This window comes from Bacillus sp. 95MFCvi2.1 (assembly GCF_000374965.1).
GTDB classification, from domain to species: domain Bacteria; phylum Bacillota; class Bacilli; order Bacillales; family Bacillaceae_G; genus Bacillus_A; species Bacillus_A pseudomycoides.
This window is the reverse complement of the sequence record NZ_KB895711.1, coordinates 26,120-51,144: the sequence shown is the minus strand read 5'-3', so window position 1 is coordinate 51,144 and position 25,025 is coordinate 26,120. Positions and strand designations below refer to the sequence as shown.

Sequence of the window (25,025 nt, the reverse complement as noted above, 5' to 3'; positions counted from 1 at the left end):
CCTTATTTTGAACCTGCGACCCAGTTCATGTTCCATTTGTAATGCCGATCCATTTCTAGGTGCCCTCTAAAATAGTTCACAAGCCTTTGTACTTTGAATGTCTCATCATTTACATTTTCGAGCATTGCAATTGCACATGTGTTGAAACCGTTACGGTGCTCATCCATTTTTACAATAATATCTGGGCCATTTTCCTGTTTTAATGTGACAATACCATCAACCTGTGACCAGTTAGCTACACCTTCATAAATATAAGAGAAAATTAATATTCTTTTTATTTCATGAATCATGTCTCCGTTAATACGTAAATTTTCTCCTTTATTTGAAGCACCTGTGCGATCGTCTTGATCTAAATGAATGTAAGGCTCGTTATAAAATGAACCAAATATATTTCCAAGTGGTTGTACAACACCTTTCCAACCATCTTTAAATTCAAACAAACAGCCTAAATCTAAATCTATTTGAGGGGAGCTATTTGCAGTTAAGGATGAAAAAAATCCTTTTTGTTTTGGTGTACTTTGTTTACCCCAGTTTAAGTTCACTGCAATTTCGCCAAGAGGCTTGTCCGTTTTTTGTAAGTTGATCGTATCTCCAGATTTCTTTAACTCAATTTTAGAAAGGTTAATACTTTTTGAAATAGGAGAAGGTGCAGCGGTTGTCTTTGCAAAAAAATCAGGTGGTGTATGGGATAAACCCAATTGTTTAGAAAGTTCGATAAGTCCGCCTTGCACACCGCGACCGATGGCACCAAATTTCCATTCTCCTTTGTAACGATAGACTTCACAGGCGATTAGTGCAGTTTCGGATGAGAATTGTTCTTTTAGATTATAGCGGAACATTTCGTCATTGTTTGCGGAGTTTAGAATGCGGACGTAAGAGTGAGCTATTTGTCCAAATGTTTGCAGACGAGTTTGTGCTTCGTGAATCGTAATAGTGAAAATAATACGTTCAATATGAGATGGGAGTTTGGAAAGGGAGATGGAAATTTCCTCGTCATCGCCAGATCCTGCTCCTGTACGATTGTCTGATGAAAGTGTAATCGCATCTTGTAAAGCAGATTGCTGTTTATAAAATATAATATGGTCTGTTGTTGTTAAGCTTCCATTTGCATCTAATAAGAAAGCAGCAGCATCTAAATCGAATGCATGTGAATTTGAATTCGTAGGAAGATCCCAGCCGAGACCTATTTTTATATGAGTTAATGTAGGATTTGTTTTTGTTAAATCTACCTTTTGTCCTTTACATAACTGTAGGGGCATTTTGATTTCACCTCTTTTAGAATAGTTAATCCAATCGTAACATGCTAAGAAAAGTTTTCCAATTTAGTATTTTGAAAATTTACAAACTTTTCAAAAACAAAGTGAGATAATAAGATAAATGTAGAAATTTGTTAGGGAATTGTTTTTTTGAAAGGAAGAAGAAAAATGAATATACACAAACTAACAGAGGCAGAAGCAAAAGAAATCAATACATGGCAGTATGAGGAACTATATTCGTTATACAGCTTTTCAGGCAGTGAAGAGACAATAGAAGAACTATTAGATGGTACATATTATGGCTGTTGTAATGAACATGGAGAATTAATAGGTTATTTTTGTTTTGGTGAAAACGCACAAGTGCCAGGGGGAAGAAATGCGAAGTTATACGTGGGAGAAGATACTGTAGATATTGGGCTTGGAATGAAGCCAGAGCTAACGGGGCGGGGGCTGGGGAAAGCCTTTTTGCAAGCTGGAATAAATTTGGCGGAAGAGCAAATCCAACCGGATAGACTTCGTTTAAGTGTTGCAGGTTTTAATAAACGGGCAATAAGGTTATATCAACAGGTAGGTTTTGTAGCAGAAAAAACTTTTGATGATAGAGGAAGAGAGTTTATTTTGATGACATATTCCTGTAGGAAGAAGAGAAACTGAAGAATTGATACAATAGGGAAAAGACTGATTGTTATCAGTCTTTTCATATATCATTTAACAATTGGTATTTATGAATCTAATAAAAGAATGCAGTTGAGCGGAGATGTTCTTTCATAATTTTTGTATGGATGGTTTGAATGATAAGCTATCATTTTTTCTACGATCTAATTTTTCTAGGGCCGACAATTAATTTGATTGCTGTACTTTTCTCGTTATTGATTGTGATATCTGTAAATGCTGGAATGAGAACAAGGTCAATGCCGCTAGGAGCTACGAATCCTCTTGCAATAGCAACGGCTTTAACTGCTTGATTTAAAGCACCAGCTCCAACTACTTGAATTTCTGTACTACCTTTTTCTCTTAATACACCGGCAATGGCACCTGCAACTGAATTGGGATTGGATTTTGATGATACTTTTAAAATATTATCCATATAAATTGCTCCTCCTGTTATTGAATCATTTTTTTTATTACTGAAAGGAATGTAATTCGCATATCTTTAACTAATATTCAGATCCCAATCAAACAGAACCATTAAGCTTATTCATTCGCTACTTTTTAGGCTATTCCTGTTTATTCGTGTAAATAAAAAAATGATAGGTGTATGAAAAAATCTTGAAAAGAAAGAAAAACATAACGGACCATGATTTTTTCACATGGTCCGTTATGTTTTCTATAACATTTTCAACTGAAAGTATTACGTAAAATTATGCTGACTATTGTTTTACTTTATTCCCCATGCTCCGCGCGATGTGCCAAACGACTAGAAGCGGCAGCGGCAATACCGCCAACGATGTCATCAAGGAATGTATGGACTTTCCCAGTTGATTTATCATTTAAGTATTCTAAAATACCTGGTTTTAATTTATCGATATATCCAAAGTTTGTGAAGCCGATAGAGCCATACACGTTTACGATAGAAAGTGCGATGACTTCATCAATTCCGTACAATCCTTCATCCCGTTTTACGATATCTTGTAATGGTTCGCTTAACATTCCTTTTTCGGCAAGGACATCTAATTCAATTCCTGTAATGAGTGCATTTTGTACTTCGCGTTTGGATAATACACGTTCTACGTTGTAACGACATTCTGACATCTCTAAATTTGGATGGTATTTCTTTTGAAGAAAATGAACAAGCTCCGCAATATCATCGATTGTTACACCACGTTCTTGTAGAAGTTGTAATGCTCTTTCTTGTAGTTGATTTGATTCTTTCATGTTATCACCTTTTTTTCTTTTTATTATTTGTATACGTTTTACTGCTTTATCATGTGCATAGGAATGAAAGGCGAGCACAAGCTCATATATATAAAGAAAAACCATAGGTGGCGACTATGATGATTCAGCATATTTATGAGCATTATCAAATGCATGTCAAAGAATTAATCCCCCTTGGCCCCTATAAAAGCTTTTGGATTCGCAATAAAATTTATGTACTTCTTCCGATTGGAAATATGGAGGAAGATGTACTTGTTGAAATGAAAAAATTAAGCGATTATATGAACCAGCAAGGGGATATTACTGTTGCGACTTTCGTTCCGACGGTGCACGGTTACTATGTAAGTGAGATAGAAGAAAAAAATTACTGTTTATTAAAAGGTATGCGTTTGCTTGAACGACATGCTACTTCGTTAGGTAGTGAGCTTTCCTTATTCCATAAACGAGGCGCTTTTTTTCCAGAAGAAATAGAACAATTAAGTCGCATTGGTGAATGGAAGTCATTGTGGGAAAAAAGGCTCGATCAATTAGAGCGATTTTGGCAATCACAACTTATGAATCAGCCATCAGATGTATTTGATCAACTATTTATTGAGTCTTTCCCATACTATTTAGGCATTGCTGAAAATGCCATTCAATATGTTGTTGATACAGAAATAGATGATACACCTCAGCTTGCCGATGCAGCAACAATCTGTCAAGAACGCTTTACCCCTTTATTATGGCAGCAAACTAATAAATTAAAAATCCCCATCGATTGGGTATATGATCATCCAAGTAGAGATTTGGCGGAATGGATTCGATATGTATCGATGGAAAAGAAGAAAGATTGGGAACAAACAATTTTTCAGTTTGTAACGGATTATGAGAAAAATTATGCACTTTCTTCTTTTGGCTGGCGTCTACTATTTGCGCGTCTTCTCTTTCCACTTCGCTACTTTGAAACGGTAGAACAGTACTATCTGACGGGAAATGAAGAACAAAAAAGTATGTATCGAGATCGCTTAGAAGACATTTTACACGATGTGAACCGTTCAGAGCAATTTATGAAGCATTTTTATGAATTTCTTCGCTTGCCTGTTGATAAGCTCGGAATTCGAAAGTTGGATTGGTTATCTTAATACGAATTTACAAAAAAGAGACCATAGTGGTCTCTTTTTTTGTAAATTATCCAGTGGAAGCAATTCTAAGCGAGCCGCTGCCGCCTTAAAAGATATCTAGCTCCAGCGGCTAGAATGTTCGGTGGCTTCGCTTCTTTCGCCGAGGCAAAAAACGCCTCTATGTCAGAAGCTCCATCCTCCTCACATTCTAAGTGAGCCGCTGCCGCTTTAAATTTAAAATACTTGTTCTACTTCGATAACGCCTGGTACTTCTTCAAGTAGTGCGCGTTCGATACCAGCTTTTAATGTGATTGTAGAACTTGGGCAGCTACCGCATGCACCCATAAGGCGTAGTTTTACAATACCTTCTTCAATATCTACTAATTCAACGTCACCGCCATCACGAAGTAAGAACGGACGTAATTTATCTAATACTTCTAGTACTTGTTCTTGCATATTTGGGTTTTCCATTTTTATCGACTCCTTTCATCCATTTTATTATAATCAAGATACAGGGGAAAATCTATTTTTTCTGTTCTTGTTTTATTGTCGAAATATTGTATCATGTTTACAATGTGTTTTTTCAGTATAGAGGACAAGAATTAAACTTGTAAAGAGATGTGCTTATAAGGTAAGTCATCTAGGCATACTGTTAGAACAGAGAAGTGGGGGAGAAGTAATGGTAAATGTTCAAGTATATGGTGCAAAAGTAATTTGTGCAAGCTGCGTTGGAATGCCGTCTTCGGCTGAAACATTTGAATGGCTACAAGCGGCAATTGGTCGCAAATATGAAGGACAAGATGATAAATTCAAGTTTGAATACATTGATATTCAGGAAGAGCAAGAAGATGCTGAGAAACAAGCTTTTGTAGAGCACGTAATTGAAGAGGATTTATTTTATCCAGTTGTTCTTGTAAACGGAGAAATCGTTGGAGAAGGAAATCCTCGTTTAAAAGACGTATACGAAGAAATTGAGAAATATTTATAATACAAAAAAGTCTTTGCGGTAGCAAAGGCTTTTCTTACATGTTTATATGAAAAAAATAACCGTTATAGGTAATGTTATCAAGGAGGTATGCGTGTGAAAGGGGTAGTGAAACATAGACTTCCAGAAGAAGTAAAGGTCTTAATGGAGCAATATGTGATTGGATTACAAGATATTTTTTTTAACGAACAATTAATTGGAGTATATGTATATGGTTCAATTGCATTAGGAGCATTTCATTTAGAAACGAGTGACGTTGATTTTGTTACAGTAACGAGAGAGTCGGTCAGTGAAACCCAGAACATACAAATAATTGAGTTACACAAAAAAATGAGTAAAAGCATGTTAGGAAGACGAATGGACGGTATGTATATTCCACTTGCTGATTTAGGGAAATACAATGAGGAAATGCCGCAGTATGTCTATTGTGCAGATGGAAAAGCTCACACAGGACATTGGGATGTGAATGCTGTAACGTGGTGGACGTTAAAAAATCAAGGGATTACTGTAATTGGGGAGGAAGCAAGTAAGCTTCCGTTTCAAACGCCATGGAGTGATGTGGTAGAAACAATGAAATATAATGTAGAACAGTACTGGAGTGAAAAAGCATCACGGCCATATTTATTTTTAATTGAAGAATGGGTAGAATCAGCTGTTGTAACGATGGGACGCATTTTGTATACATTAGAGCATAAAACAATTGTTTCAAAAGATGAGGGATTACAATATATGATGAGGGCGTCTAGTGAAAAATGGATACCTTTGTTACAAGAGGTAGAGCGGATGCGTCATAATAAGAGAGCGAAACGAATGATTTCCATTTGGAAGCGGGCACATATGACGAAGAAGTATGTGCTTAGTGGGATAGAGGAGTGCCGGAGGAAATGGGAAGAATAAAAAAGCAGCCATACTACAAATAGTATGGCTGCTCAGTTTGTAGATAAAGGGATTTGTTAGTGCTTAACGTACACACTACTAAGCTACTCATTATTATGCTGTGGAAGTATTCTCGTCTTTACGTACTTCGAAAAACTCATTTTTGCACAGGTATTTAAAAATTCTTTGTGTAACTTGTTCTTCTTGATCTAGCAAGAAGCGATGATCAAAAGCATAGAAGGATTGTCCCTGAATTAATTTAACATAATACATACCCCATACCTCCATTATAGAACGATACAAATCTAAAGATTTATTACTATAATATCCATAAATTGGATTGATATACCAGGTGTGTTAATCAGAGATTTTAAATGGAAGTTAAAGTAAATCAAGGATGTTGGAAGTATGGGGGAAATGAAATTCGCCTCTATGTTTTATGTATAGTCTCAATGGTTATAGTATGTTTCCTTAAGGGACACAATTAGCATTTAAGATTCTATCTCTTTCAATTGACACCGTTTATTAAAGAATGTTTTATAACCAAGTTGTAAAAAGATGATGACAGAAAAAGCTGTACTTCCGGAAATACCGAGTATAATAGCAATTTGATATTGAATGGCGGTAAATGGTGAAACTCCTGATAAAATTTGGCCTGTCATCATACCTGGAAGGCTAATGATTCCCATTCCTATCATGGAATTAATTGTTGGCAAAATAGCTGAATCGAAAGCATCCCTCACAAGGGGAGCTGCTGCTTGTTTCGGAGTTGCCCCAAGCATAAGCGCACCTTCAATGTGTTCGCGCTGTGATTTCATATTGTTTAAGAATGTATTTGCGCCGAGAGATATACCAGTCATCGCATTTCCGATAAGCATTCCAGCGATTGGAACGATATATTGCGGCGCATACCAAGGGTCGTGTCCAATAATTACAAAAATAAATAATAAAAGCGGTCCGATTGATCCCGCAATCATCGAAATTGCAGCCACACGTTTTAACTCTTTTGACATAGGTATATTTACTCGTTTATAGATATTAAAAATAGCAAATGTCGTAATAGAAGTAATGATAGCAATTGTATAAAATGGATTACTATTTTCAAATATGTATGTAAGTACGTATGCAACAAGGACAAGCTGAATGGTCATACGTAATGTAGCGATCGTAATTTGCTTTTCACGAGGTATTCCTTTTAATTTTACAAGTCCGATTAAAATGATAATGAAAATATATGCAGCGGCAAGTTGCCAAATTTGTAGTTCAATAACGCCCTTCAAGTGCGTGCACTTCCCTTCTAATAGCACCTTTGGTTTTACTGATTTCAATCATATCGTCTGCGATTTCTTCTGGGAGCTGCTGTGAATGGGTAATGAAGATAACCGTTTTCTTTTTTTGTCTCGCAATTGCAGTAAACTGTTTCATGACGCGCCTTTCTGTATCAGCATCTAATGCAGAAGTTGGCTCATCTAATAAATAAACGGGCGGGTCCATAAGTAAAACGCGAGCTAAGGAGAGCCTTTGTTTTTCGCCACCAGATAATGAGGAGGCGATATGTGTTAAATCTTTTTCTAAACTTACAATTGCTAGGGCTTCTTGTAATGATTCGTTAGTTGGAAAAGGTTTCTCTGAAAAGCGAAGTCCCATTAGCAGATTATCTTTTACGGTTCCGTCAAAGATGGGAGGTGTTTGTCCTAGCATAACGACTTCGCGGCGTAATTGAATAGGCGGATAAGACGAAATAGGTGCACCATTATATTCAATTTTGCCAGCTGTTGGTGACTGTAGATCATTGAGCATGCGAAGTAGTGTGCTTTTTCCGCTCCCACTCTCACCGATAATGCAGGTGATTTTTTCTTTGTGAATCTCTAAGTAAGGGATGTGCAGGATATCTTTATATGTTACGTCGTTTAATAGAAACATAATTTTCTCCTTTCTGATTCTATATAAACCCATCTTGATTTTCCAACATATAAAACGCGGCTATGGAAACAAAAAAAGATCTCTACTCGTTTACTTCCTTTGTTTTAACATGGCATGGGGCAGGAAAAGGCCCGAACCGTTTCTATGCATGGCTAGATGCTCTCTTCCATCTAAAGATTAGGTTTTATTCCGGTTTTCAATTTGTGCTTACATATTCATATCGTATCAAAAAAGGAGAAAAGTAGAAAAAAACAAGAGCGATAAGCTCTTGTTTTTTAACCGTTATGATATTTATACATCCAAAGGATACCCGACTTGAGAAGTCTAGGAACTCGTCCCATTAATGGTTGATTTGCTAATAATCCGAATCCGTGTTTCTTACCGAGAGAACCGAGAACACCTTTTAATTTAATAACAGGTAGTTCATCAGGAAGGGGTTCATTGTTCCAACGTTTTAATAATATTTGGACAATTTGTTCACCTTGGCCTTCAGCAAGCTGTGCGGAAGGTGCGTGCGGAAGGGCAGCACAATCCCCTACAACATAAACGTGTTCGTTATTCGGAATATTATGATATTTTGTTAATGCAACCCGACCACTACTATCTTGTTCGACTGGAAGGTTTCGAACAACTTCGTTTGCTTGAATACCAGCTGTCCATACGATTGCATCACATTGAAGTGGTTCGTCATGGTTGTACACAACGTTTGGTTCTACTTTCGTAATGTTAGAGTTTCGTATAATTGTAACATTATGCTTTACGAACCACTCTTCTACGTATCTACTTAATTTTTCTGGGAACGGGAATAAAATGCGATCTTTTCGATCAAATAAGTAGATCTTTAAATCAGAACGGCTTTCACGAAGTTCACTTGCAACTTCAACACCGCTTAAACCAGCACCGACAACAGCGACCGTTGCGTTTGGTTCTAAACTATTTAATTGTTCATACGTTTTACGAGTTTGTTCAATTGATTGAAGGCTATGTGTATATTCCTTCGCCCCCGGAACGTTATGATATTTGTCTTCGCAGCCAAGGCCGATAATTAAGTCATCATATTCGACAACTTCACCGCCATCGAGATGAACGGCTTTGTTTTCAAGGTCAACATTCGTTACAGTGCCATATTGAATGTTGAGACGCGGGTGTTCTGGAAACGGAATGCGAATATGTGTTTCGGAAATTGTACCCGCTACTAATGCGTAATATTCTGTTTTAAAACAGTGGTATGGTACTTTGTCGATTAATGTCACTTGGACATCATCTGGGAGTTGATTGTTTGGAAGAAGCCGTTGTAGAATTCTCATTCCACCGTAGCCGCCACCCAGTAATACGAGGTGTTTCATGATGGATTACCCCTTTTCTGTTGAAATATCCCCTAATCATACAATTATATATTGAAAAAATATTTTGACTTTACTCACTCAAATTATATCGAATTTGTGAACAAATAACAATGCATGAATGTGTACTCTGTTGTACAATAAGAAGAAAAGTGGGCAAACTGTTTTAATTTGTATGTTTGAAAATCAATATGTAGATAAAAAAACGATAGAAACCCGTTCTTTTAGGTTAGAGAGAGCGTCCGCCGATGGATAGAAGCGGTCAGTGCCCTTGTTGGCCCCATGCTGTGTGAAACCAGAAGGATGAAATGAGTGGAGATCTTTTTTTGTTTTCATAGCAGTGAAGTGTATGTTGGGAAATCAACATGGATTTATATAGAGAAGATCTTTTGATTCGAAATGAAACAGTAAAGTAGCTAAATATTTTATTAGGTGTAATTAAAACAACAAGAAACAGCTTAGTTTTCTTATTATAGATTTATTTTTTGAAGATACAGGGGGGGATTGTTTTGATTAAGCCATTAATCGAATTTTGTGTAGGTAATCTTGCGAGTGGCTCACAAGCAGCGCTAGAAAAATTTGAAAAAGATCCAAATTTAGATGTTATGGAGTACGGTTGTCTAGGATATTGTGGCATTTGTTTTGAAGGGCCTTTTGCACTTGTAAACGGGGAAGTCGTACAAGGTGCAACGGTAGAAGAACTTGTGAAAAATGTATATGATTACTTAGATGAAAATCCAATGTTTTAAGGCGTTGCAAAAGAGCGACGTCTTTTTTATTGCCATCATCGCTCTTTTGAATGGAATTGTTGGTGGGATTGGTGGTCTTTTCGGTTATCCAGATCTATCCCTACAACTTATATTAGGATATATTTTTTCACCGCTTGCGTTTGTCATTGGTGTACCGTGGACAGAAGCAATTACAGCGGGAAGTTTTATTGGGGAGAAGTTAATTTTAAATGAGTTTGTAGCGTTTACTGATTTTGCTCCTCATAGGGGGAAACTTTCAGAGAAAACAATGGCAATGATTACCTTTTCACTTTGCGGATTTGCGAATCTATCTTCTGTTGCCATTTTACTTGGGGGACTTGGGGGAATGGAGCCAACCCGTCGTAGTGATATTGCGAAATTTGGAATAAAGTCAATTGTAGCTGGAACACTTGCTAACTTATTGAGTGCTGCAATTGCAGGAATGTTTGTGTGAAATAAAAAAAGGCCCTTTCCGAGAAGGGCTTTTTTCTTACACAATTTGTGTAAGAACGGCTCTTATATAAAAGCCATCAAAACGTTGTCAAATATGAGAAACGGGGGACGTTCTTATTGTGTTCCAAAAGCATGCATTTTATACTTAAAACAACAAATTTTTTTTGGAGTGAATGAGGATGAATAAATTTTCTTTTACAAAAATGCATGGTCTTGGGAATAGCTATATATATGTAAATATGTTTGAAGAGCAAATTCCAGAAGAGGAACTATCTCTTGTAGCGGAAAAAGTGTCGAATATCAACACTGGAATTGGCGCAGATGGAATGATTTTAATTTGTCCGTCTGAAGTAGCACCAGTGAAAATGCGCATGTTTAATAATGATGGGTCAGAAGGAAAAAGCTGTGGAAATGGACTGCGTTGCGTAGCGAAATATGCGTATGAGCATAAACTAGTAGAAGAGACTGTTTTTACAATAGAAACATTGGCTGGAATTGTAACGGCTGAAGTGACAGTAGAAGACGGTATCGTTACATTAGCTAAAATTGACATGGGAGCACCTCGTTTAACTCGTGCAGAGTTACCGATGCTTGGCGAGGGAGAAACACCGTTTATTCGTGAAGACTTCCTATACAATAATCATCGCTATGCGTTTACTGCTGTTTCAATGGGAAATCCGCATGCGGTCATTTTTGTTGATGATGTGGAAGAAGCTCCGCTTACAACATTAGGTCCGGTACTTGAGACTCATGAAATGTTCCCGGAACGAGTGAATGTTGAATTCATTGAAATTGTAAATGACAATGAAATGAACTTCCGCGTTTGGGAACGTGGGTCAGGTGTGACGCAGGCATGTGGAACAGGAGCATGCGCAGCAGTTGTTGCAGCAGTGTTGAATGAAAAAATGAAACGCGGTGAAGAAATTACGGTTCATTTAGCGGGCGGAGATTTAATGATTGCCTGGACAGAAGAAGGGAACGTTTTGATGAAAGGTCCAGCGGAAGTAATTTGCCGCGGAGTGTATGAGTACAAGATAGAGGCGTAAAGATGTATAATAGAACGAGAGAAGAAAGGAAGGTGGATTTCATGATTGATGTAACAGAACAAGCAGCATATCAAATTAAAGATATGTTAAAAGATGCTGAAGATGGAGAGAAGTACGTTCGCCTTGCTGTGCATGGCGGTGGATGTAGCGGTCTTTCTTACGGTCTAGGATTTGAAAGAGAACCAAATGAAGACGACACAGTGCTTGAGTTTTTCGGTGTTGAATTTGTTATTGATAAAGAAAGTGCTCCGATTGTAAAAGGAGTAAAAGTTGATTACAAGCAATCTATGCTTGGCGGCGGGTTCACAATCGATAACCCGAATGCAATCGCATCATGCGGATGTGGATCATCTTTCCGTACGGCGTCGAATGCTGGTAAGCCGGAAGAGTGCTAATGTAATGCTTTTCGTATCGAGATATGATTGAGTTTTGCAGACTTAATCAAGCGCTTATTTAATTCGCTATAAAGGAAAAGAGTGTCCGAAGACGGACGCTCTTTTTTTATTCATATAATTAGTGTTATTGATTGTTAAGAGAATAACCTATTTTATGATGTTGGAGAGGGGAATCTAGCTGCTTCAAAGTGCATGAGGTGTACTGTATTTTCAAGCGGTTCGGGAACAGTATTACCATCTGTAGTAGCTTGGGCAATAACTCGTATTGTATCTCCCACCTAACTTCTTTGCTTTCCCCGAATTTTGAGGTGGGAGTATTACTGCCCGTTAATGCGGGATAAATTCATTTTGTTTATTGAACATGGACGTTGCGGTTATGTGAAACAAAAGATGATATGCACTCGTTTGTTCTATTTACTTTACCGCAGCATGTGGCAGAAAAAGGATCTGGCCTCTTCGAAATCCTCTCGATTCTCCTTAAAAAAGGATTTTTATGTTCGTTTTACAATTTGTATTTGTATATAATTTTTTTTATTAAATTCACATAATGTTCAAACAAATAGGTCTAAAAACTCGGAAGTTATAGTATTCTTGAATTAAGAATAATTTTTCGACAAATAAAGACAAAAAATTTATGGTGATTGGAAAATTTTATTTTATATCTGTGATTACACAGACAATAAGGAGAAATGATTATGGCGAACAAACGTTGTAAATTACTTCATAAATCGTTTAAAGAATTGGTACAAGAAAATAAACAAAAGATATTGAATGATAAACAAGAGATGGAAAAAATTGAACAACGTATTGAACAACGGTATACACTTAATAAATCGGCTTCCTAATTAAGATACGAAAACTTTGTTGATATACAAAAAAGAAGATAATCGACTAGGTGCAGTAGTTGGTTATCTTTTTTGTTTTTTCAGTGTTTAATCTTACAAAAGTGTAATGTTCATGTCACGTTTTTGAATTTCTCCTCTGAAGAAAAGAGATTATGATAACAACATAATAAAAAACACATGAGGTGAATAACGTGAAAAGATATATTGCACTTTTTAGTATTTTAATTGTATTTGCTAGCTTGTTAGTTGGCTGTGATTTAAACCGTATGGGAAAAGATGAGTACTATGTTCAAATTACAGTTGATGGAACGGAAAAAAATGAAAAAGCTGATAATGGTCAGTCTCACAAATCATTTGAGTATAAGTTACCTGCATTTGATAAAGATGGTAAAGAAAAAGAAATGGAATTTACAGCTGTGAAGAATCTTCGTAAGGAAGCATTTCTACGTGTATTCTACTCCGATAAAAAAGGTGTAGCAGCTTGGGAAGAAGTGAAGAAGGACGAGCTTCCTGCAAAAGTGAAAGAAAAATTAGGCGTGAAATAATGAAGAAAGAGTTGGCCAAATGGTCAACTCTTTTATTTGCTTGCAAAGTCTTCTTCTGAAATTACTGTAAATCCATGTCTGCGAAATAAAGCAGTTGTTACACCATATCCATCTCGTTTTTTTTCGTTGAATTCTCCTGTATAAATGGTAGAACTTCCGCAAGAAGGACTTCGTTCTTTTAAAATGATGTATTCTGGATTTAAATCTTGTATTTCTTTCAAAGCTTTATAAGCTCCGTGTACGAAAGCTGTTGTTACATCATTACCTTCGTTGTCCATTACCTTTGCTTTACCATCTAGTACATCATCACCATTGCCTCCGATAATTTCTGCTGATGGACGAGGTGTAGGTAAGCCTCCTAATACCTCTGGACAAACAAGAACAGCTTCTTCTTTTTGTAATAGCTCTTCAATTTTTGCAATGAGATTGTCATTTCCATCGTAACGACAAGCAATACCAGCTAAGCAAGCACTAATTACAATCATGTTTTTTACCTCAGTTCATTAAAGATTATGAAATAATTTCTAATTTTACTGTTGTTCTCTTGTTGATATGCGGGATGATAAGAATAGAAACTTTATATCATTTAATGAAAACATATAGTGAATTTCAAAGTAAAGAAGAATGTAATATATTTCTTAAATAATAACGGGGTAAAACAAACAGGTTGGCTATCCAATGGTGGTAAATGGTATTACCTTGACTCTTATGGAGAAATGGTAACAGGTCAAAAATTTATTGATAACAACTGGTACTATTTTAATGATAACGGTGTTTGGATTGGTTAATTATAAGTAATAGTCTTTATCGATAAGTAAAGCAGGTCGTGGGATTAAATACGACCTGCTTTATTTTTTATGCTTTCAAGTTATCAAAAAGGAGAGATTTCTATTATTTCATGACAACATATAGCGAATTTTAGAGCGTTATCAAACTTGCATAATTTAAAAAATTCTCTAGTAATTTGTTTATAACAATCTATAGCTCATAAACATCTAGTAATTTGTTTGTACAAATATTACAAAAAAACATTTAATTTGTTTGATAAAATTGGTAAAATAGTATAAACTATCTATTTTTTGAAAAGGGGAAAGAGAATGAAAAAGGGAAATAAAATGAAAAAGATGATTGCTACTTCTGTACTTTCTACTGCACTATTAATTCCAGCTATTGCTCATGCAGAAGAAAACAAGACGATTCAAAATTCTACTGCTACTCCTAAAGTTGCAAGTGTAAGTAAGGCTACTCAAGCAAAAGGATGGGTAAAACAACAGGGTAAATGGTACTACTATAAAAATGGAAAAAAGGTAACAGGTTGGTCATCTATTGGTGGTAAATGGTACTACTTTAGCTCTTATGGAATTATGCAAACAGGCTGGGTTTCCATTCAAGATAAAAAAACAGGGAAATATACATATTACTATCTCAATGAAAGTACGGGAGCAATGCACACAGGTTGGACGAAAGTAAATGGATCTTGGTATTTCTTCAATAATAATGGAGTAAAACAAACAGGCTGGCTATCCACTGGAGGAAAATGGTATTATCTTGGCGGTTACGGAATTATGGAGACAGGCTGGACTTCATTCAAAGATAACAAAACAGGAAAATATACGTATTACTATCTTGATACAAACACTGGTGCTATGAAAACAGGTTGGGCGCAAATTAATGGATCTTGGTATTTCTTCAATAATAATGGAGTAAAACAAACAGGCTGGCTATCTACTGGTGGAAAATGGTATTACCTTGACTCATCCTTCGGAGAAATGAAAACTGGAAGAGTTTCTATAAACAACGTATATTACCACTTCGATAACACTGGTGCTATGCAAACCGGTTGGCAAAAATGGGGCAATTACTGGTACTACTTTAACCAAAATGGATCAGAATACAGAGGTTGGTTAAAACTTGGTGGAAGCTGGTACTACCTCGATGCTTCTTTTGGTGATATGAGAACAGGCTGGGTATTTATTAATAACAAATGGTACCATTTCAATAATAACGGTGTTTGGGTTGGTTAATTGTAAGAAATAGTCCTTATTGATAAGCAAGACAGGTCGCATGATGTAATGCGACCTGTTTTATTTTGCTAAAAAAAGATTCTGTCAATGAAAATGTCACCTTAAGGATGACATTTATATGATATGGAAGTTTCATCTTATAACAATCTATGTCGTGCAATCATTGTAAATATAAACTTGTATGCTTTTATATTTTCTATCATGCTATCATGCTATCATGGCGTCGCTGCTACTAATTCTATAGTTATCGTACAATTTATTTGTATATATATTGTAAAAAAACATTTAATTTGTTTGATGAAATTGATAAAATAGTATAAATTATCTATTTTTTGAAAAGGGGAAAGAGAATGAAAAAGGGAAATAAAATGAAAAAGATGATTGCTACTTCTGTACTTTCTACTGCACTATTAATTCCAGCTATTGCTCATGCAGAAGAAAACAAGACGATTCAAAATTCTACTGCTACTCCTAAAGTTGCAAGTGTAAGTAAGGCTAGCCAAGCTAAAGGATGGGTAAAACAAAATGGAAACTGGTATTACTATGATAAAAATGGTAGGAAGGTAACAGGTTGGTTATCAACTGGAGGAAAATGGTACTACTTTAGCCCTTTTGGAATTATGCAAACCGGGTGGATGCCAATACAAGATAAAAAAACCAAGAAATATACATATTACTATCTCAATGAAAGCACGGGAGCAATGCACACAGGTTGGGTGCAAATTAAAGGATCTTGGTATTTCTTTAATAATAATGGAGCAAGACAAACAGATTGGTTATTAACTGGAGAGAAATGGTATTACCTTGGACCATACGGAATAATGGAAACAGGAAAACGTTTTATAAACAATACGTATTACTACTTTGATAACGGTGGGGCAATGCAAACAGGATGGCAAAAAATCAGTAATTACTGGCACTACTTTAACAGCAATGGATCTGAACACGAAGGCTGGTTAAAGCTTGATGGAAGCTGGTACTACCTTGATTCTTTTGGTACGATGGTAACGGGAACAAGATGGATTGATGGTAAATATTACAAATTTAATAATAATGGTGTTTGGATTGGTTGATGATAGATAGTAAGCGGGATTGATAAGGAAGACAGGTCGCATGATGTAATGCGACCTGTTTTTATGTTTTACGCTTTTAAATCATTAAATTAAAAAAATTGCCCATTCTGCTTTATCGCACCTATTTATATATGGGGTGATAAAAATGGGAACTTTCTATCATTTAATGAAAACATATAGCGAATTTCAAAGTAAAGAAGAGTTTAATACATACCAGCAGCAAATTTTAATCTGTTATCAAGCAAACATAAATAAAACGGACTTTTTAGTAATTCGTTTTTTAGGGAGATATGCGATTAATGAAAAGCAAAAAACAGTTGGAGTTGCTTGTCCGTTAATGGCAACAATTGCGACCAAAATAGGAAAAAGTATTCGTACGGTGCGTCGCTCTGTTGCCAAACTGGAGGAACTCGGGATTATTGAGCGGATTCCTACGAAAGAAAGATATAAGCGCGGGGGATATAGTGCGAACTTATATGTATTTCGTAAAGCAGCTGTTGACCGTATGGATGACCGTATGAAAATGACCGCATGTGAAAAGAGCCTACATGTAGAGGGGCGTAAGAAGGAAGAGGTGTCAGAGAAGGAGGAAACTATTCTTTTTAAAAACTTTTCTCAAGTACAAAAGAAAAGAGAAACGTATGAACTTGATGAAACATATTGTCGTCATGATATTCCAATTGCATTTGTAGATGCAATTGTTCCAATGTCGAGAAATCCACAAACGATTAATGTGCTTTGGAGTAAGGTGGAACTTGCTTATAAAAAGAGTGGTTTATTAGAACAAGGGGTGTTTTTTGAGCAATTGATTACGGATGAGGAGACTTGTACGCAACTTATCTGTCGTACGAAAAGTGTGGTAAGAGCGTATAAATGTGGTAAGATTCGTAAAGATGTTAGAGCACTTTTGTATAGTACGATGCGAGCTCTATTTTTAGATGTTGGATTAGAATGGGGGGCGGCTATAAGAAGGAGCAGGAAGGTGACCTTATTTGATCCATTCAAAAAAGAGTCATGCGTATGATACATGACTCCCCTTGATTAATCGAATTTTCTTACAACAGGAACGCGAATCGCAACAAATAATACAAAGACAATCACTGCGATTGCGCCGCTTTTCATAATCGTCACAATCGGAATACCAGCTGCAAGTGCGAGTGATGTGAATGCATAGGAAAGCGGGATGAAGCCCATAGATGATAGCATCAGCAAGCTCATGACGCGCCCCATCATTTCTTCTTTGACAGTAGATTGAATCATCGCCATTAACGGAACGATAGCCATGGCAATTGTAATGCCGTAAAATGCGCCTGCTAATAATGCTTGCCAAAGTGCTATGCTGAAGTTAATGGATAAGAAGAAAACGCCAGATAACAGCATCATAATGATGCAAAACAAGCCGCGTCTACGATTAATGTTTTTAAGGCCAACAATGACAGCACCAATTGCCATTCCGCCTCCAACAGCTGCTTCTAAATAACTAAATTGAAGCGAGTCACCATGCAGTACATTTTTGATAAATAACGGGAAGCCAACTTGCATTGGCCCGATTAAAAATAGATTTAGAAAGGCGCTACAGATAAGAAATGTTGAAAGAAAAGGCGATTCCTTTACGTACAAAATGCCTTCTTTAATAGAGGTAAACATTCCTTTGTCTGTATCCGTTTTTTCTTGCAATGTAAATTGGATTTTTTGGACGAGTATAGCAGCAATAATGAGAAGCAGAATAGTAATAGTAAAAATGGTCTCATAGTTACTAAACTTGATGAGAATGCCACCGAGTACAGGTCCTAAAATTACGGATGCTTGGTTCGTCATTTGGGTAAGTGAATTCGCCTGTGTTAAACGATGTTTTTCTACAAGTTCAGGGAGAATGGAACCGTCTGCTGACCAAAAGAAGGCGTCCGCTAATCCGAAAAACAAAGCAAACAAAGCAAACGTATATAACGTTACATGACCAACGATAAACCAGATTAGAATTGTTGCGACAAGAAGTGCACGAATGATATTTGAGTAAAACATAATATTTTTTTTCGGAAATTTATCTGCGACAGCTCCGCCGACAATCATAAAGATAAGTCTTGGGACGCTAAGTGCAACAAAGACAACACCTAGTGAAGCTTCGAGATTTAATGTTTTCGCTATGTACCATGTTTGGGAAAAGGTAAAAAAAGCTAAAGCAAAGCTTGAAAATAGAGTAGCTGCCCAAAGAAATAGGAAGTTTGTATTTTGTAGTAAAGGTGTCCCGCCTTCTGTTGGAGCAGATTTGTTTTGTTGTAGTTCCTCCATATTGCTTCCTTTCTATGTAACAATTTTGAGTGGATATAAAATCCTGTTAACACTCGTTTTATACAGTTTCTAATATTTCTATACTGCACTTTTTCATTGTAGACAATAATAGCACATTTGCCCAGTGGATTTTTTAAGGCAAAAAAATAAAAAGATGCGAAAGCACCTTCTTATTATATGGTTTAGGCTAATGCAATATAGATATCAACTTGCACATTATTTGGATCCATCGCTCGTTCATCATACAATTCAAAGTCTGTTGTGAAAGCACGTTTGTTTTCTTTCGACCACTTCCAAATGTCTTGCCATGTTTCTACGATGACCTCTGATACTGGGCCTTTGCGAGTCGTAAATACCGCATATGTCTGAGCAGGTATTGTGAGAGATGTCATATTTTCAGGGATTGTGTCTAATGAAGAGACTGGCATACCGATTGTATATGTATAGGCTCCAGTTTCATCGGACTCATAGTTTGAATACAATGCTAGTGTTTCGCTTTGCTTCCTTTTGTTAGGAATTTGATCTGTTATTTGACCTTGGCAGTAGTCGGTCCATAGCTTGGGGATCTTTCCTTCAGTGGACATTTCAATTTCATTTTTTGTTGTAGCGGAGATGCCAATCGCTTGGAAAGCTTCTTTTTTAATAATCTTTGGTTGACTCATGTTTTATACTCCCCCTTTTCAAATAAGAACAAATGTTCTTATTTGATTGTACCATAATTATACAGATGAAGGGAAGAGGGAGATTTGTTTATCGAGGGGAACTTTTTTTGCTAGGGCAGAAAAAGGAGAATCCCCCACTTCAAAGCTCGTGTAGAGGGAGGTGTGGGTAGTTCAATAATTTGGAAGAAATGTTGCAGCAACAAAGTCCGCCATTCATACGATGACAAAATCGCTCGCTATTGCATTGGTACCTGACATTAGAGTAAACAGTATTGCTCCTGGTGCAGTTCATACGAGATGGTGGTCAGGTAATGAAGATAAGATGTACCAACTTGCGGGAACCTTGCCGCTTAACAGAATTTCAACACCAGAAGATAGTGCAGAAGCAGTCTTGTTTCAATTGACTCAGGAATCTATTACAGGACAAATATATACAATTGATAATAGACAGACGCTTTAAAATTATAAAGTATCTTAGCGTAATAAAATTCACCTAATGAGGTTTTTATCTATAGAATAAAGAAGCCGCAATTTCTGCTTTAGAAATTGCGGCTTTGCTATCATACTTATGGATTAAAACATACTAGAGCTATGCATTGGTTGTAGTTTTGCATTTGGATCGAAGTAAGCTTTTGCATTGTTTACTGCTGTTGGTGCTTCACCGAAGCCACATGCAATCAGCTTTACTTTTCCTTCATATGTACAAATGTCACCAGCTGCGTAAATACCAGGGATGTTCGTTTCCATTTTAGAGTTTACAACGATGCTGTTCTTTTGAATGTCTAGGCCCCAGTTTTTAATTGGACCAAGAGAAGAGACGAAGCCGTAGTTTACGATGACATCATCAACGTCAATAACAACTTTTTCTTCTGTTTTTACATGTTGCAGAACAACTTGTTCAATCTTGTCTTCACCAATTAATTCAACTGGAACATAAGGTGTTTTTACGTCTGCACGAGAGTTCGTTAAGTTTTCTACGCTGTGCTCATGAGCACGGAATTTATCACGGCGATGAACGATTGTTACTTGTTCAGCGATTGGCTCTAGCATCATTGTCCAGTCCACTGCAGAGTCACCGCCGCCAAATACAACGACGCGTTTTCCAGCGAATTTATTCATATCATCAACGAAGTAGTGTAAGTTTTTCTTTTCAAATTTCTCTACACTATCTAGTTCTAATCGGCGTGGTTGGAAGGCACCATTACCAGCTGTAATAATGACAGATTTAGAATAGTGTGTTCCTTTATTTGTTACAAGCTTAAATACGCCATCAGCTAGCTTTTCAAGTGTATCAACTGCTTCTTCTAAGCAAACAGTCGGTTCAAACTTTTTCATTTGTTCTTTTAAATTATCAACAAGTTCTTGCGCGCGTACTTTCGGGAATCCCGCTACGTCATAAATATATTTTTCAGGGTATAGTGCGGATAATTGTCCTCCAAGCTGCGGTAAGCTTTCAATAATTTTTACACTTGCCTGTCTCATTCCGCCATAAAACGCTGTGAATAATCCTGTTGGACCTCCACCGATAATCGTTATGTCGTAAACTTTTTGAATTTCTGTCACTATTTATTCCCCCTATAGATGGAATTTCGATATTGATTCCATATATTGTTCATATGTATACGGAAATCCTGCAAATAAGATTGCACTTTACAATAAAAATGATACCATATTTCAGTTTAGAATACTGCAAGAAATGACTGAATTATATGTAAGCTTGTGCATAGATAGGATGGAAATGTATAAAATATACCAAGTAGGAAAATACATGAAAAAAAGGCTGAAAAACCCTTGAAAACGCTATGTTATTTTAAAATATTGATAATTCTCTAGGTGCTTGAATTCTGAAATAAAACCGACTAATATAGGAAAGTATTATGTTAATTTTTTATGACAAATTTCGTAAGATTTTTTGAACACGTTTTGTTATGGTTAAGAATGTGAGGAATTCCACATTCTTGACAAAATAAGTGTTTAATACTTTGGTCTTATGCTTATTTACTATTATATAAAGAAAAGGGTTGTGATTTAGTGAAAACTCCAAAAATCGTAGTTTTGGGTGCAGGTTATGGTGGGATGATTACGACTGTTCGTCTACAAAAAACATTATCTGTAAGTGAAGCTGAAATTACGTTAGTAAACAACAACAGCTATCACTACCAAGCAACTTGGTTACATGAAAGTGCAGCTGGCACATTACATCATGATAAAATCCGTCTCGACATTCAAGACGTTATTGATACAAATAAAGTAAACTTTGTACAAGATACAGTTGTAGAAATTAAAGCAGCTGAAAAACGCGTTATCTTAAAAAATGCTGAGTTAGAGTATGATTATTTAGTAATTGGTCTTGGGTTCGAGTCTGAAACATTTGGCATTAAAGGACTGAAAGAGCATGCATTCTCTATTACTAACATTAATGCCACTCGCCAAATTCGTGATCATATGGAATACAAGTTCTCTCAATATGCGACTGAAAAGCGCGATGAGTTAGTGACAATCGTTGTTGGTGGTGCAGGATTTACAGGTATCGAGTATGTAGGTGAGCTTGCAAACCGTATTCCTGAACTTTGCAAAGAGTATGATGTTCCACGTGAAAAAGCACGTATTATCTGTGTGGAAGCTGCTCCGTCGGCACTTCCTGGCTTCGATCCAGAATTAGTTGAGTACGCTGTAAAACAGTTAGAGAAAAAAGGTGTAGAATTCCGTATCGGCACGGCAATTAAAGAAGCAACTGAAGAAGGTATTCTAGTTGCGAACGGTGACGACGTAGAATTACTTAAATCTGAAACGGTTGTTTGGGCTGCGGGTGTTCGTGGTAATGGTATTGTGGAAGAGTCTGGTTTTGAAGCAATGCGCGGACGTATTAAAGTTGATGAGTATATGCACGCTCCAGGCCATGAAGATGTATTCATGGTTGGTGACGCAGCGTTAATTATTAATGAAGAGATTAACCGTCCATATCCTCCAACAGCACAAATTGCAATTCAACAAGGTTACAACATCGCACATAACTTATCCGTGTTAATTCGCGGTAAAGGTGAAATGAAAAAATTCGTGTTCGATAACAAAGGATCTGTATGTTCATTAGGACATGACGATGCAATGGGCGTTGTTATGGGTAAAAAGTTAACGGGATGGAAAGCTTCCTTCATGAAGAAAGTAATCGACAACCGTTACTTATTCTTACTTGGTGGACCTTTATTAGTTCTTAAAAAAGGCAAATTGAAGTTCTTTTAATATATAAATACAAATAGTAGAAAAAAGCAGAAACGGCTATGAGTCGTTTCTGCTTTTTTCATGTAATACAAGTTTTTCTTAAAGTTCTGTTTCAGCGAACATTCAGTGTATAAGTGGACATTTTGTTTGATCGAAAAGCAACAAAAAACCAAATTATATTTGTGAGTGATACCGCCGAGCAAAAAATGATGACTCCTAAGACGGAAGAAAGGCTATAGTCATTTACGCGCATTATAATAAATACGGATGCAAGTATCACAAGATTTATGAATAGTCCCATACCGCAAAGAACTGCCATGATGAATCTCATTGCCTTTATTCCTGCTATATAAAGAAGTAGAGGTACGACATAAAATACTAAAATCTCGCCGATTGATGTCCACATCCCTAAAGAGTTAAATTTATTTGCATTAGATCCTAAATCTGAGAGTGGAGAAAGGGAAGCTGAGACTAATACAGAGCAGAAGAGTAATGCAGAAACTAAGGTTACGAATACAATACCGGATTTCTTTGATTGATTTCTCATAATTTTTCACACTCCTTTCTCAATGATTATTTGCGGAGCAGCATCCAAAGAAGAACTTTGAAGAAATTCAAGGTGTTTTTTACAAAGAACACCCTATATTCTCATTATATCAAATATATGGAAAATGAGTTAACTCCATAAGGAATAAGGAAGATTATATTATTCTTACTGAAAAATATAGTATAATACATAGAAAAGAATGAATATTCTGTTGTTTCAGCTGAAAGGAGTTTTACATCATGGGGAAGCGTGGGAATGTTTGGCTAGCTGTAAGTGGACTTGTAGCCACAAAAGATGGTCGCTGGCTCTTCGTTAAGAAAAAATACGGAGGCTTAAAAGGGAAATGGTCATTGCCCGCTGGTTTCGTAAATGAGGGCGAAACAATTGACCAAGCTGTTAAGCGTGAAATTTTAGAAGAGACAGGTATTGTTGCACATGTAAAAGGAGTGATTGGCATTCGTTCTGGTGTCATACGTGATGAGATTAGTGATAATATGATTATTTTTCTACTGGAACCAGAAGGAGAAAAAGTTATTGTTCAAGAGGATGAGCTGTTTGAAGTAGCGTTTTTAAATCCTAACGATATTGCAGACGATCAAAATACTTCTATATTAGTTCGATATTTATTAGAAGGGAATACGGCACAGCTTCTTGAGATGGATGCAACATTAAATCCAGGAGATCAATTTGGATATACATCTTATCATGTATTTACGGCAGGGGATAAGAAATAGAAGGAGTGGGGAAACATGAGTATTCCAGTATTACTAATTTCAATGATGCTGTTTTTTATTTTATTTTTTGGAATTGGATTTTTACTCAATATGATTTTACGTGCTACTTGGGTGATGGTTATCATTTATCCGATTGTTTGTATACTGATCATTAATAAAGCAGGTGTCTGGGATTACTTTTCAAAACCGAAAGAAACATTTTCTTCATTTGGAACAAGTGTCTCGCATCTTGGACAAGCCGATCTTTTTATTTTATCAACTGGATTAATCGGGGCAATTTTGTCTGGTGTTGTGATAAAGAAGCTACGTCAAAGCGGGTATCAAATGTTTTAATCTCCAGTTTTCTGGGGATTATTTTTTTGCATATTTCTACATCATATGGGGAATGACTAACGATGAAGGAGTGTGGAATATTAAAATGTTAAAACGATATGGTATTCGCATTATGATGACTTGTTTACTTGTAGCAGCATTATGTGTGACATGGCAAGCGTTCACAGGAGTCTCTCTACTAGAGGTTGTAAAAACATATCAAGAAGGCAATGTAAAAGAAGTACATGCAGCAGAAAGAGGGCAACAAGTTGTTCCAAGTAAAGAAGTGATAAATGCTTTAGAACAGGGAAAAGACTGGTCTAAATATCGTGTAATGGAAATGACAGCAACTGGTTATACGTCAGGGATAGAATCAACCGGTAAAAGACCTGGGCATCCGGAGTATGGCATTACATATTCAGGTGTGAAGGCAAAAAGGGATATATATTCTACAATCGCAGCTGACTTACGTGTGTTTCCGATTGGGACCATTCTTTTTGTACCAGGCTATGGATATGGTGTGGTAGCAGATAAAGGCGGAGCCATAAAAGGAAATAGACTCGATTTATATTATGAAACTGTTCAGGATGTATATAGTGAGTGGGGCAAGAAAAAAGTAAATGTATATGTAGTGAAAATGGGGAACGGTAAGTTAACAGAAGAACAGTTAACGATGCTCAATCAAGATGAAACGCTGCAAGTATTCCGCGGTCAATATTTGAAACAGAAATAGTCTAGTGAGATTGACACTAGACTTTTTTATTTGTCCTCATT

Annotated in this window: 30 protein-coding genes and 2 pseudogenes; 19 read left to right on the top strand and 13 right to left on the bottom strand. The window is 36.5% G+C overall.

What is annotated here, in order from left to right; all coding sequences use genetic code 11:
* Positions 1–2: 2 nt before the first annotated feature.
* Positions 3–1,259 carry a TerD family protein gene (locus C568_RS0123300; RefSeq protein ID WP_006096403.1) on the bottom strand — a complete coding sequence of 419 codons (1,257 nt, stop codon included), beginning with the start codon at positions 1,257–1,259 and terminating at the stop codon, positions 3–5.
* 165 nt (positions 1,260–1,424) lie between these two features.
* Between C568_RS0123300 and C568_RS0123295 the strand changes: the two genes are divergently transcribed.
* Positions 1,425–1,910 carry a GNAT family N-acetyltransferase gene (locus C568_RS0123295; protein ID WP_018782859.1) on the top strand — a complete coding sequence of 162 codons (486 nt, stop codon included), beginning with the start codon at positions 1,425–1,427 and terminating at the stop codon, positions 1,908–1,910.
* A 157-nt stretch (positions 1,911–2,067) separates the two neighbouring features.
* Here the strand turns inward: C568_RS0123295 and C568_RS0123290 are convergent, their stop codons facing one another.
* Complete coding sequence (locus tag C568_RS0123290; protein WP_003201532.1) at positions 2,068–2,343, bottom strand: stage V sporulation protein S; 276 nt, start codon at positions 2,341–2,343, stop codon at positions 2,068–2,070.
* A 296-nt stretch (positions 2,344–2,639) separates the two neighbouring features.
* The gene (locus C568_RS0123285; RefSeq protein WP_018767382.1) at positions 2,640–3,131 is read right to left on the bottom strand and encodes a phosphatidylglycerophosphatase A family protein; all 492 of its coding nucleotides are present in this window, start codon (positions 3,129–3,131) and stop codon (positions 2,640–2,642) included.
* 119 nt (positions 3,132–3,250) lie between these two features.
* On the opposite strand from C568_RS0123285, the gene yutH reads away from it, so the two are divergent.
* Complete coding sequence (gene yutH / locus C568_RS0123280; RefSeq protein WP_018767383.1) at positions 3,251–4,252, top strand: spore coat putative kinase YutH; 1,002 nt, start codon at positions 3,251–3,253, stop codon at positions 4,250–4,252.
* 213 nt (positions 4,253–4,465) lie between these two features.
* On the opposite strand, the gene C568_RS0123275 is transcribed toward yutH, so the two are convergent.
* Positions 4,466–4,702 carry a NifU family protein gene (locus C568_RS0123275; RefSeq protein WP_000431179.1) on the bottom strand — a complete coding sequence of 79 codons (237 nt, stop codon included), beginning with the start codon at positions 4,700–4,702 and terminating at the stop codon, positions 4,466–4,468.
* Positions 4,703–4,910: 208 nt separating this feature from the next.
* On the opposite strand from C568_RS0123275, the gene C568_RS0123270 reads away from it, so the two are divergent.
* Together C568_RS0123270 and C568_RS0123265 are read left to right on the top strand one after the other, a co-directional pair.
* The gene (locus C568_RS0123270; RefSeq protein WP_006096400.1) at positions 4,911–5,219 is read left to right on the top strand and encodes a YuzD family protein; all 309 of its coding nucleotides are present in this window, start codon (positions 4,911–4,913) and stop codon (positions 5,217–5,219) included.
* A gap of 87 nt (positions 5,220–5,306) precedes the next feature.
* The gene (locus C568_RS0123265; RefSeq protein WP_006096399.1) at positions 5,307–6,113 is read left to right on the top strand and encodes a nucleotidyltransferase domain-containing protein; all 807 of its coding nucleotides are present in this window, start codon (positions 5,307–5,309) and stop codon (positions 6,111–6,113) included.
* A 93-nt stretch (positions 6,114–6,206) separates the two neighbouring features.
* Here C568_RS0123265 and C568_RS33530 read toward each other — a convergent pair whose 3' ends face one another.
* The 4 genes from C568_RS33530 to C568_RS0123245 form a co-directional block, all read right to left on the bottom strand.
* Positions 6,207–6,365, bottom strand: a complete 159-nt coding sequence (locus tag C568_RS33530) for a YqbF domain-containing protein (RefSeq protein ID WP_016112359.1) — start codon at positions 6,363–6,365, stop codon at positions 6,207–6,209.
* Between the two features lie 218 nt (positions 6,366–6,583).
* Positions 6,584–7,372, bottom strand: a complete 789-nt coding sequence (locus C568_RS0123255) for an ABC transporter permease (RefSeq protein ID WP_018782857.1) — start codon at positions 7,370–7,372, stop codon at positions 6,584–6,586.
* A complete protein-coding gene (locus C568_RS0123250; protein ID WP_006096396.1) occupies positions 7,356–8,015 on the bottom strand; it encodes an ABC transporter ATP-binding protein in 660 nt (219 codons plus the stop codon). The genes C568_RS0123255 and C568_RS0123250 overlap by 17 nt, the downstream gene beginning before the upstream one ends.
* A 275-nt stretch (positions 8,016–8,290) precedes the next feature.
* A complete protein-coding gene (locus C568_RS0123245) occupies positions 8,291–9,361 on the bottom strand; it encodes an NAD(P)/FAD-dependent oxidoreductase (protein ID WP_006096394.1) in 1,071 nt (356 codons plus the stop codon).
* Between the two features lie 506 nt (positions 9,362–9,867).
* Here C568_RS0123245 and C568_RS0123240 point away from each other — a divergent pair.
* The 6 genes and pseudogenes from C568_RS0123240 to C568_RS0123215 all read left to right on the top strand — a co-directional run bounded on the left by C568_RS0123240 (position 9,868) and on the right by C568_RS0123215 (position 13,391).
* Positions 9,868–10,107 (top strand): YuzB family protein, encoded by a 240-nt coding sequence (locus C568_RS0123240; protein ID WP_000595023.1) that lies wholly within the window; start codon positions 9,868–9,870, stop codon positions 10,105–10,107.
* Positions 10,108–10,132: 25 nt separating this feature from the next.
* Positions 10,133–10,561 (top strand): annotated as a pseudogene (locus C568_RS0123235) (nucleoside transporter C-terminal domain-containing protein); the annotation flags it as partial.
* A gap of 178 nt (positions 10,562–10,739) precedes the next feature.
* On the top strand, positions 10,740–11,606 hold the full coding sequence (gene dapF / locus C568_RS0123230; protein ID WP_006096391.1) for a diaminopimelate epimerase: 867 nt from the start codon (positions 10,740–10,742) through the stop codon (positions 11,604–11,606).
* Positions 11,607–11,647: 41 nt separating this feature from the next.
* Positions 11,648–12,001 carry a HesB/IscA family protein gene (locus C568_RS0123225; RefSeq protein WP_003201551.1) on the top strand — a complete coding sequence of 118 codons (354 nt, stop codon included), beginning with the start codon at positions 11,648–11,650 and terminating at the stop codon, positions 11,999–12,001.
* 689 nt (positions 12,002–12,690) lie between these two features.
* Positions 12,691–12,846, top strand: coding sequence for an FbpB family small basic protein (locus tag C568_RS33525; RefSeq protein ID WP_006096389.1), 156 nt, complete (start codon positions 12,691–12,693; stop codon positions 12,844–12,846).
* Between the two features lie 191 nt (positions 12,847–13,037).
* A complete protein-coding gene (locus tag C568_RS0123215; RefSeq protein ID WP_018782854.1) occupies positions 13,038–13,391 on the top strand; it encodes a YxeA family protein in 354 nt (117 codons plus the stop codon).
* 32 nt (positions 13,392–13,423) lie between these two features.
* Here the strand turns inward: C568_RS0123215 and C568_RS0123210 are convergent, their stop codons facing one another.
* Complete coding sequence (locus tag C568_RS0123210) at positions 13,424–13,876, bottom strand: DUF523 domain-containing protein (RefSeq protein WP_018782853.1); 453 nt, start codon at positions 13,874–13,876, stop codon at positions 13,424–13,426.
* Positions 13,877–13,993: 117 nt separating this feature from the next.
* On the opposite strand from C568_RS0123210, the gene C568_RS0123205 reads away from it, so the two are divergent.
* The 4 genes from C568_RS0123205 (at position 13,994) to C568_RS0123190 (ending at position 17,512) form a co-directional block, all read left to right on the top strand.
* Positions 13,994–14,179, top strand: a complete 186-nt coding sequence (locus C568_RS0123205) for a hypothetical protein (protein ID WP_003201556.1) — start codon at positions 13,994–13,996, stop codon at positions 14,177–14,179.
* A 309-nt stretch (positions 14,180–14,488) separates the two neighbouring features.
* Entirely contained in the window at positions 14,489–15,415 is a 927-nt protein-coding gene (locus C568_RS36145) for an N-acetylmuramoyl-L-alanine amidase family protein (RefSeq protein ID WP_018782852.1), read from the top strand.
* Between the two features lie 350 nt (positions 15,416–15,765).
* Positions 15,766–16,488, top strand: a complete 723-nt coding sequence (locus C568_RS0123195; RefSeq protein ID WP_018782851.1) for an N-acetylmuramoyl-L-alanine amidase family protein — start codon at positions 15,766–15,768, stop codon at positions 16,486–16,488.
* A 145-nt stretch (positions 16,489–16,633) separates the two neighbouring features.
* Entirely contained in the window at positions 16,634–17,512 is an 879-nt protein-coding gene (locus C568_RS0123190) for a helix-turn-helix domain-containing protein (protein ID WP_018782850.1), read from the top strand.
* Positions 17,513–17,529: 17 nt separating this feature from the next.
* On the opposite strand, the gene C568_RS0123185 is transcribed toward C568_RS0123190, so the two are convergent.
* Both C568_RS0123185 and C568_RS0123180 read right to left on the bottom strand, forming a co-directional pair.
* Complete coding sequence (locus C568_RS0123185; RefSeq protein ID WP_006096383.1) at positions 17,530–18,777, bottom strand: MFS transporter; 1,248 nt, start codon at positions 18,775–18,777, stop codon at positions 17,530–17,532.
* A 182-nt stretch (positions 18,778–18,959) separates the two neighbouring features.
* Positions 18,960–19,439, bottom strand: coding sequence for a GyrI-like domain-containing protein (locus C568_RS0123180; RefSeq protein WP_003201568.1), 480 nt, complete (start codon positions 19,437–19,439; stop codon positions 18,960–18,962).
* Between the two features lie 193 nt (positions 19,440–19,632).
* On the opposite strand from C568_RS0123180, the pseudogene C568_RS0123175 reads away from it, so the two are divergent.
* Positions 19,633–19,899: pseudogene (locus C568_RS0123175) on the top strand (SDR family NAD(P)-dependent oxidoreductase); the annotation flags it as partial.
* A 113-nt stretch (positions 19,900–20,012) separates the two neighbouring features.
* On the opposite strand, the gene C568_RS0123170 reads toward C568_RS0123175, so the two are convergent.
* Positions 20,013–21,002 (bottom strand): NAD(P)/FAD-dependent oxidoreductase, encoded by a 990-nt coding sequence (locus tag C568_RS0123170; RefSeq protein WP_006096381.1) that lies wholly within the window; start codon positions 21,000–21,002, stop codon positions 20,013–20,015.
* A gap of 468 nt (positions 21,003–21,470) precedes the next feature.
* Here C568_RS0123170 and C568_RS0123165 point away from each other — a divergent pair, with 468 nt between their 5' ends.
* Positions 21,471–22,679, top strand: a complete 1,209-nt coding sequence (locus C568_RS0123165; protein WP_016132155.1) for an NAD(P)/FAD-dependent oxidoreductase — start codon at positions 21,471–21,473, stop codon at positions 22,677–22,679.
* A gap of 91 nt (positions 22,680–22,770) precedes the next feature.
* Here the strand turns inward: C568_RS0123165 and C568_RS0123160 are convergent, their stop codons facing one another.
* Entirely contained in the window at positions 22,771–23,205 is a 435-nt protein-coding gene (locus C568_RS0123160; protein WP_018782849.1) for a DUF5391 family protein, read from the bottom strand.
* Positions 23,206–23,444: 239 nt separating this feature from the next.
* Here C568_RS0123160 and C568_RS0123155 point away from each other — a divergent pair, with 239 nt between their 5' ends.
* The 3 genes from C568_RS0123155 to C568_RS0123145 all read left to right on the top strand — a co-directional run bounded on the left by C568_RS0123155 (position 23,445) and on the right by C568_RS0123145 (position 24,984).
* Positions 23,445–23,939: an NUDIX domain-containing protein gene (locus C568_RS0123155; RefSeq protein ID WP_003201575.1), complete on the top strand. Its 495-nt coding sequence runs from the start codon at positions 23,445–23,447 to the stop codon at positions 23,937–23,939.
* A 15-nt stretch (positions 23,940–23,954) separates the two neighbouring features.
* Positions 23,955–24,272 carry a YuiB family protein gene (locus tag C568_RS0123150; RefSeq protein WP_006096380.1) on the top strand — a complete coding sequence of 106 codons (318 nt, stop codon included), beginning with the start codon at positions 23,955–23,957 and terminating at the stop codon, positions 24,270–24,272.
* Between the two features lie 85 nt (positions 24,273–24,357).
* Complete coding sequence (locus tag C568_RS0123145; protein ID WP_018767486.1) at positions 24,358–24,984, top strand: 3D domain-containing protein; 627 nt, start codon at positions 24,358–24,360, stop codon at positions 24,982–24,984.
* The last annotated feature ends 41 nt before the right edge of the window (positions 24,985–25,025 follow it).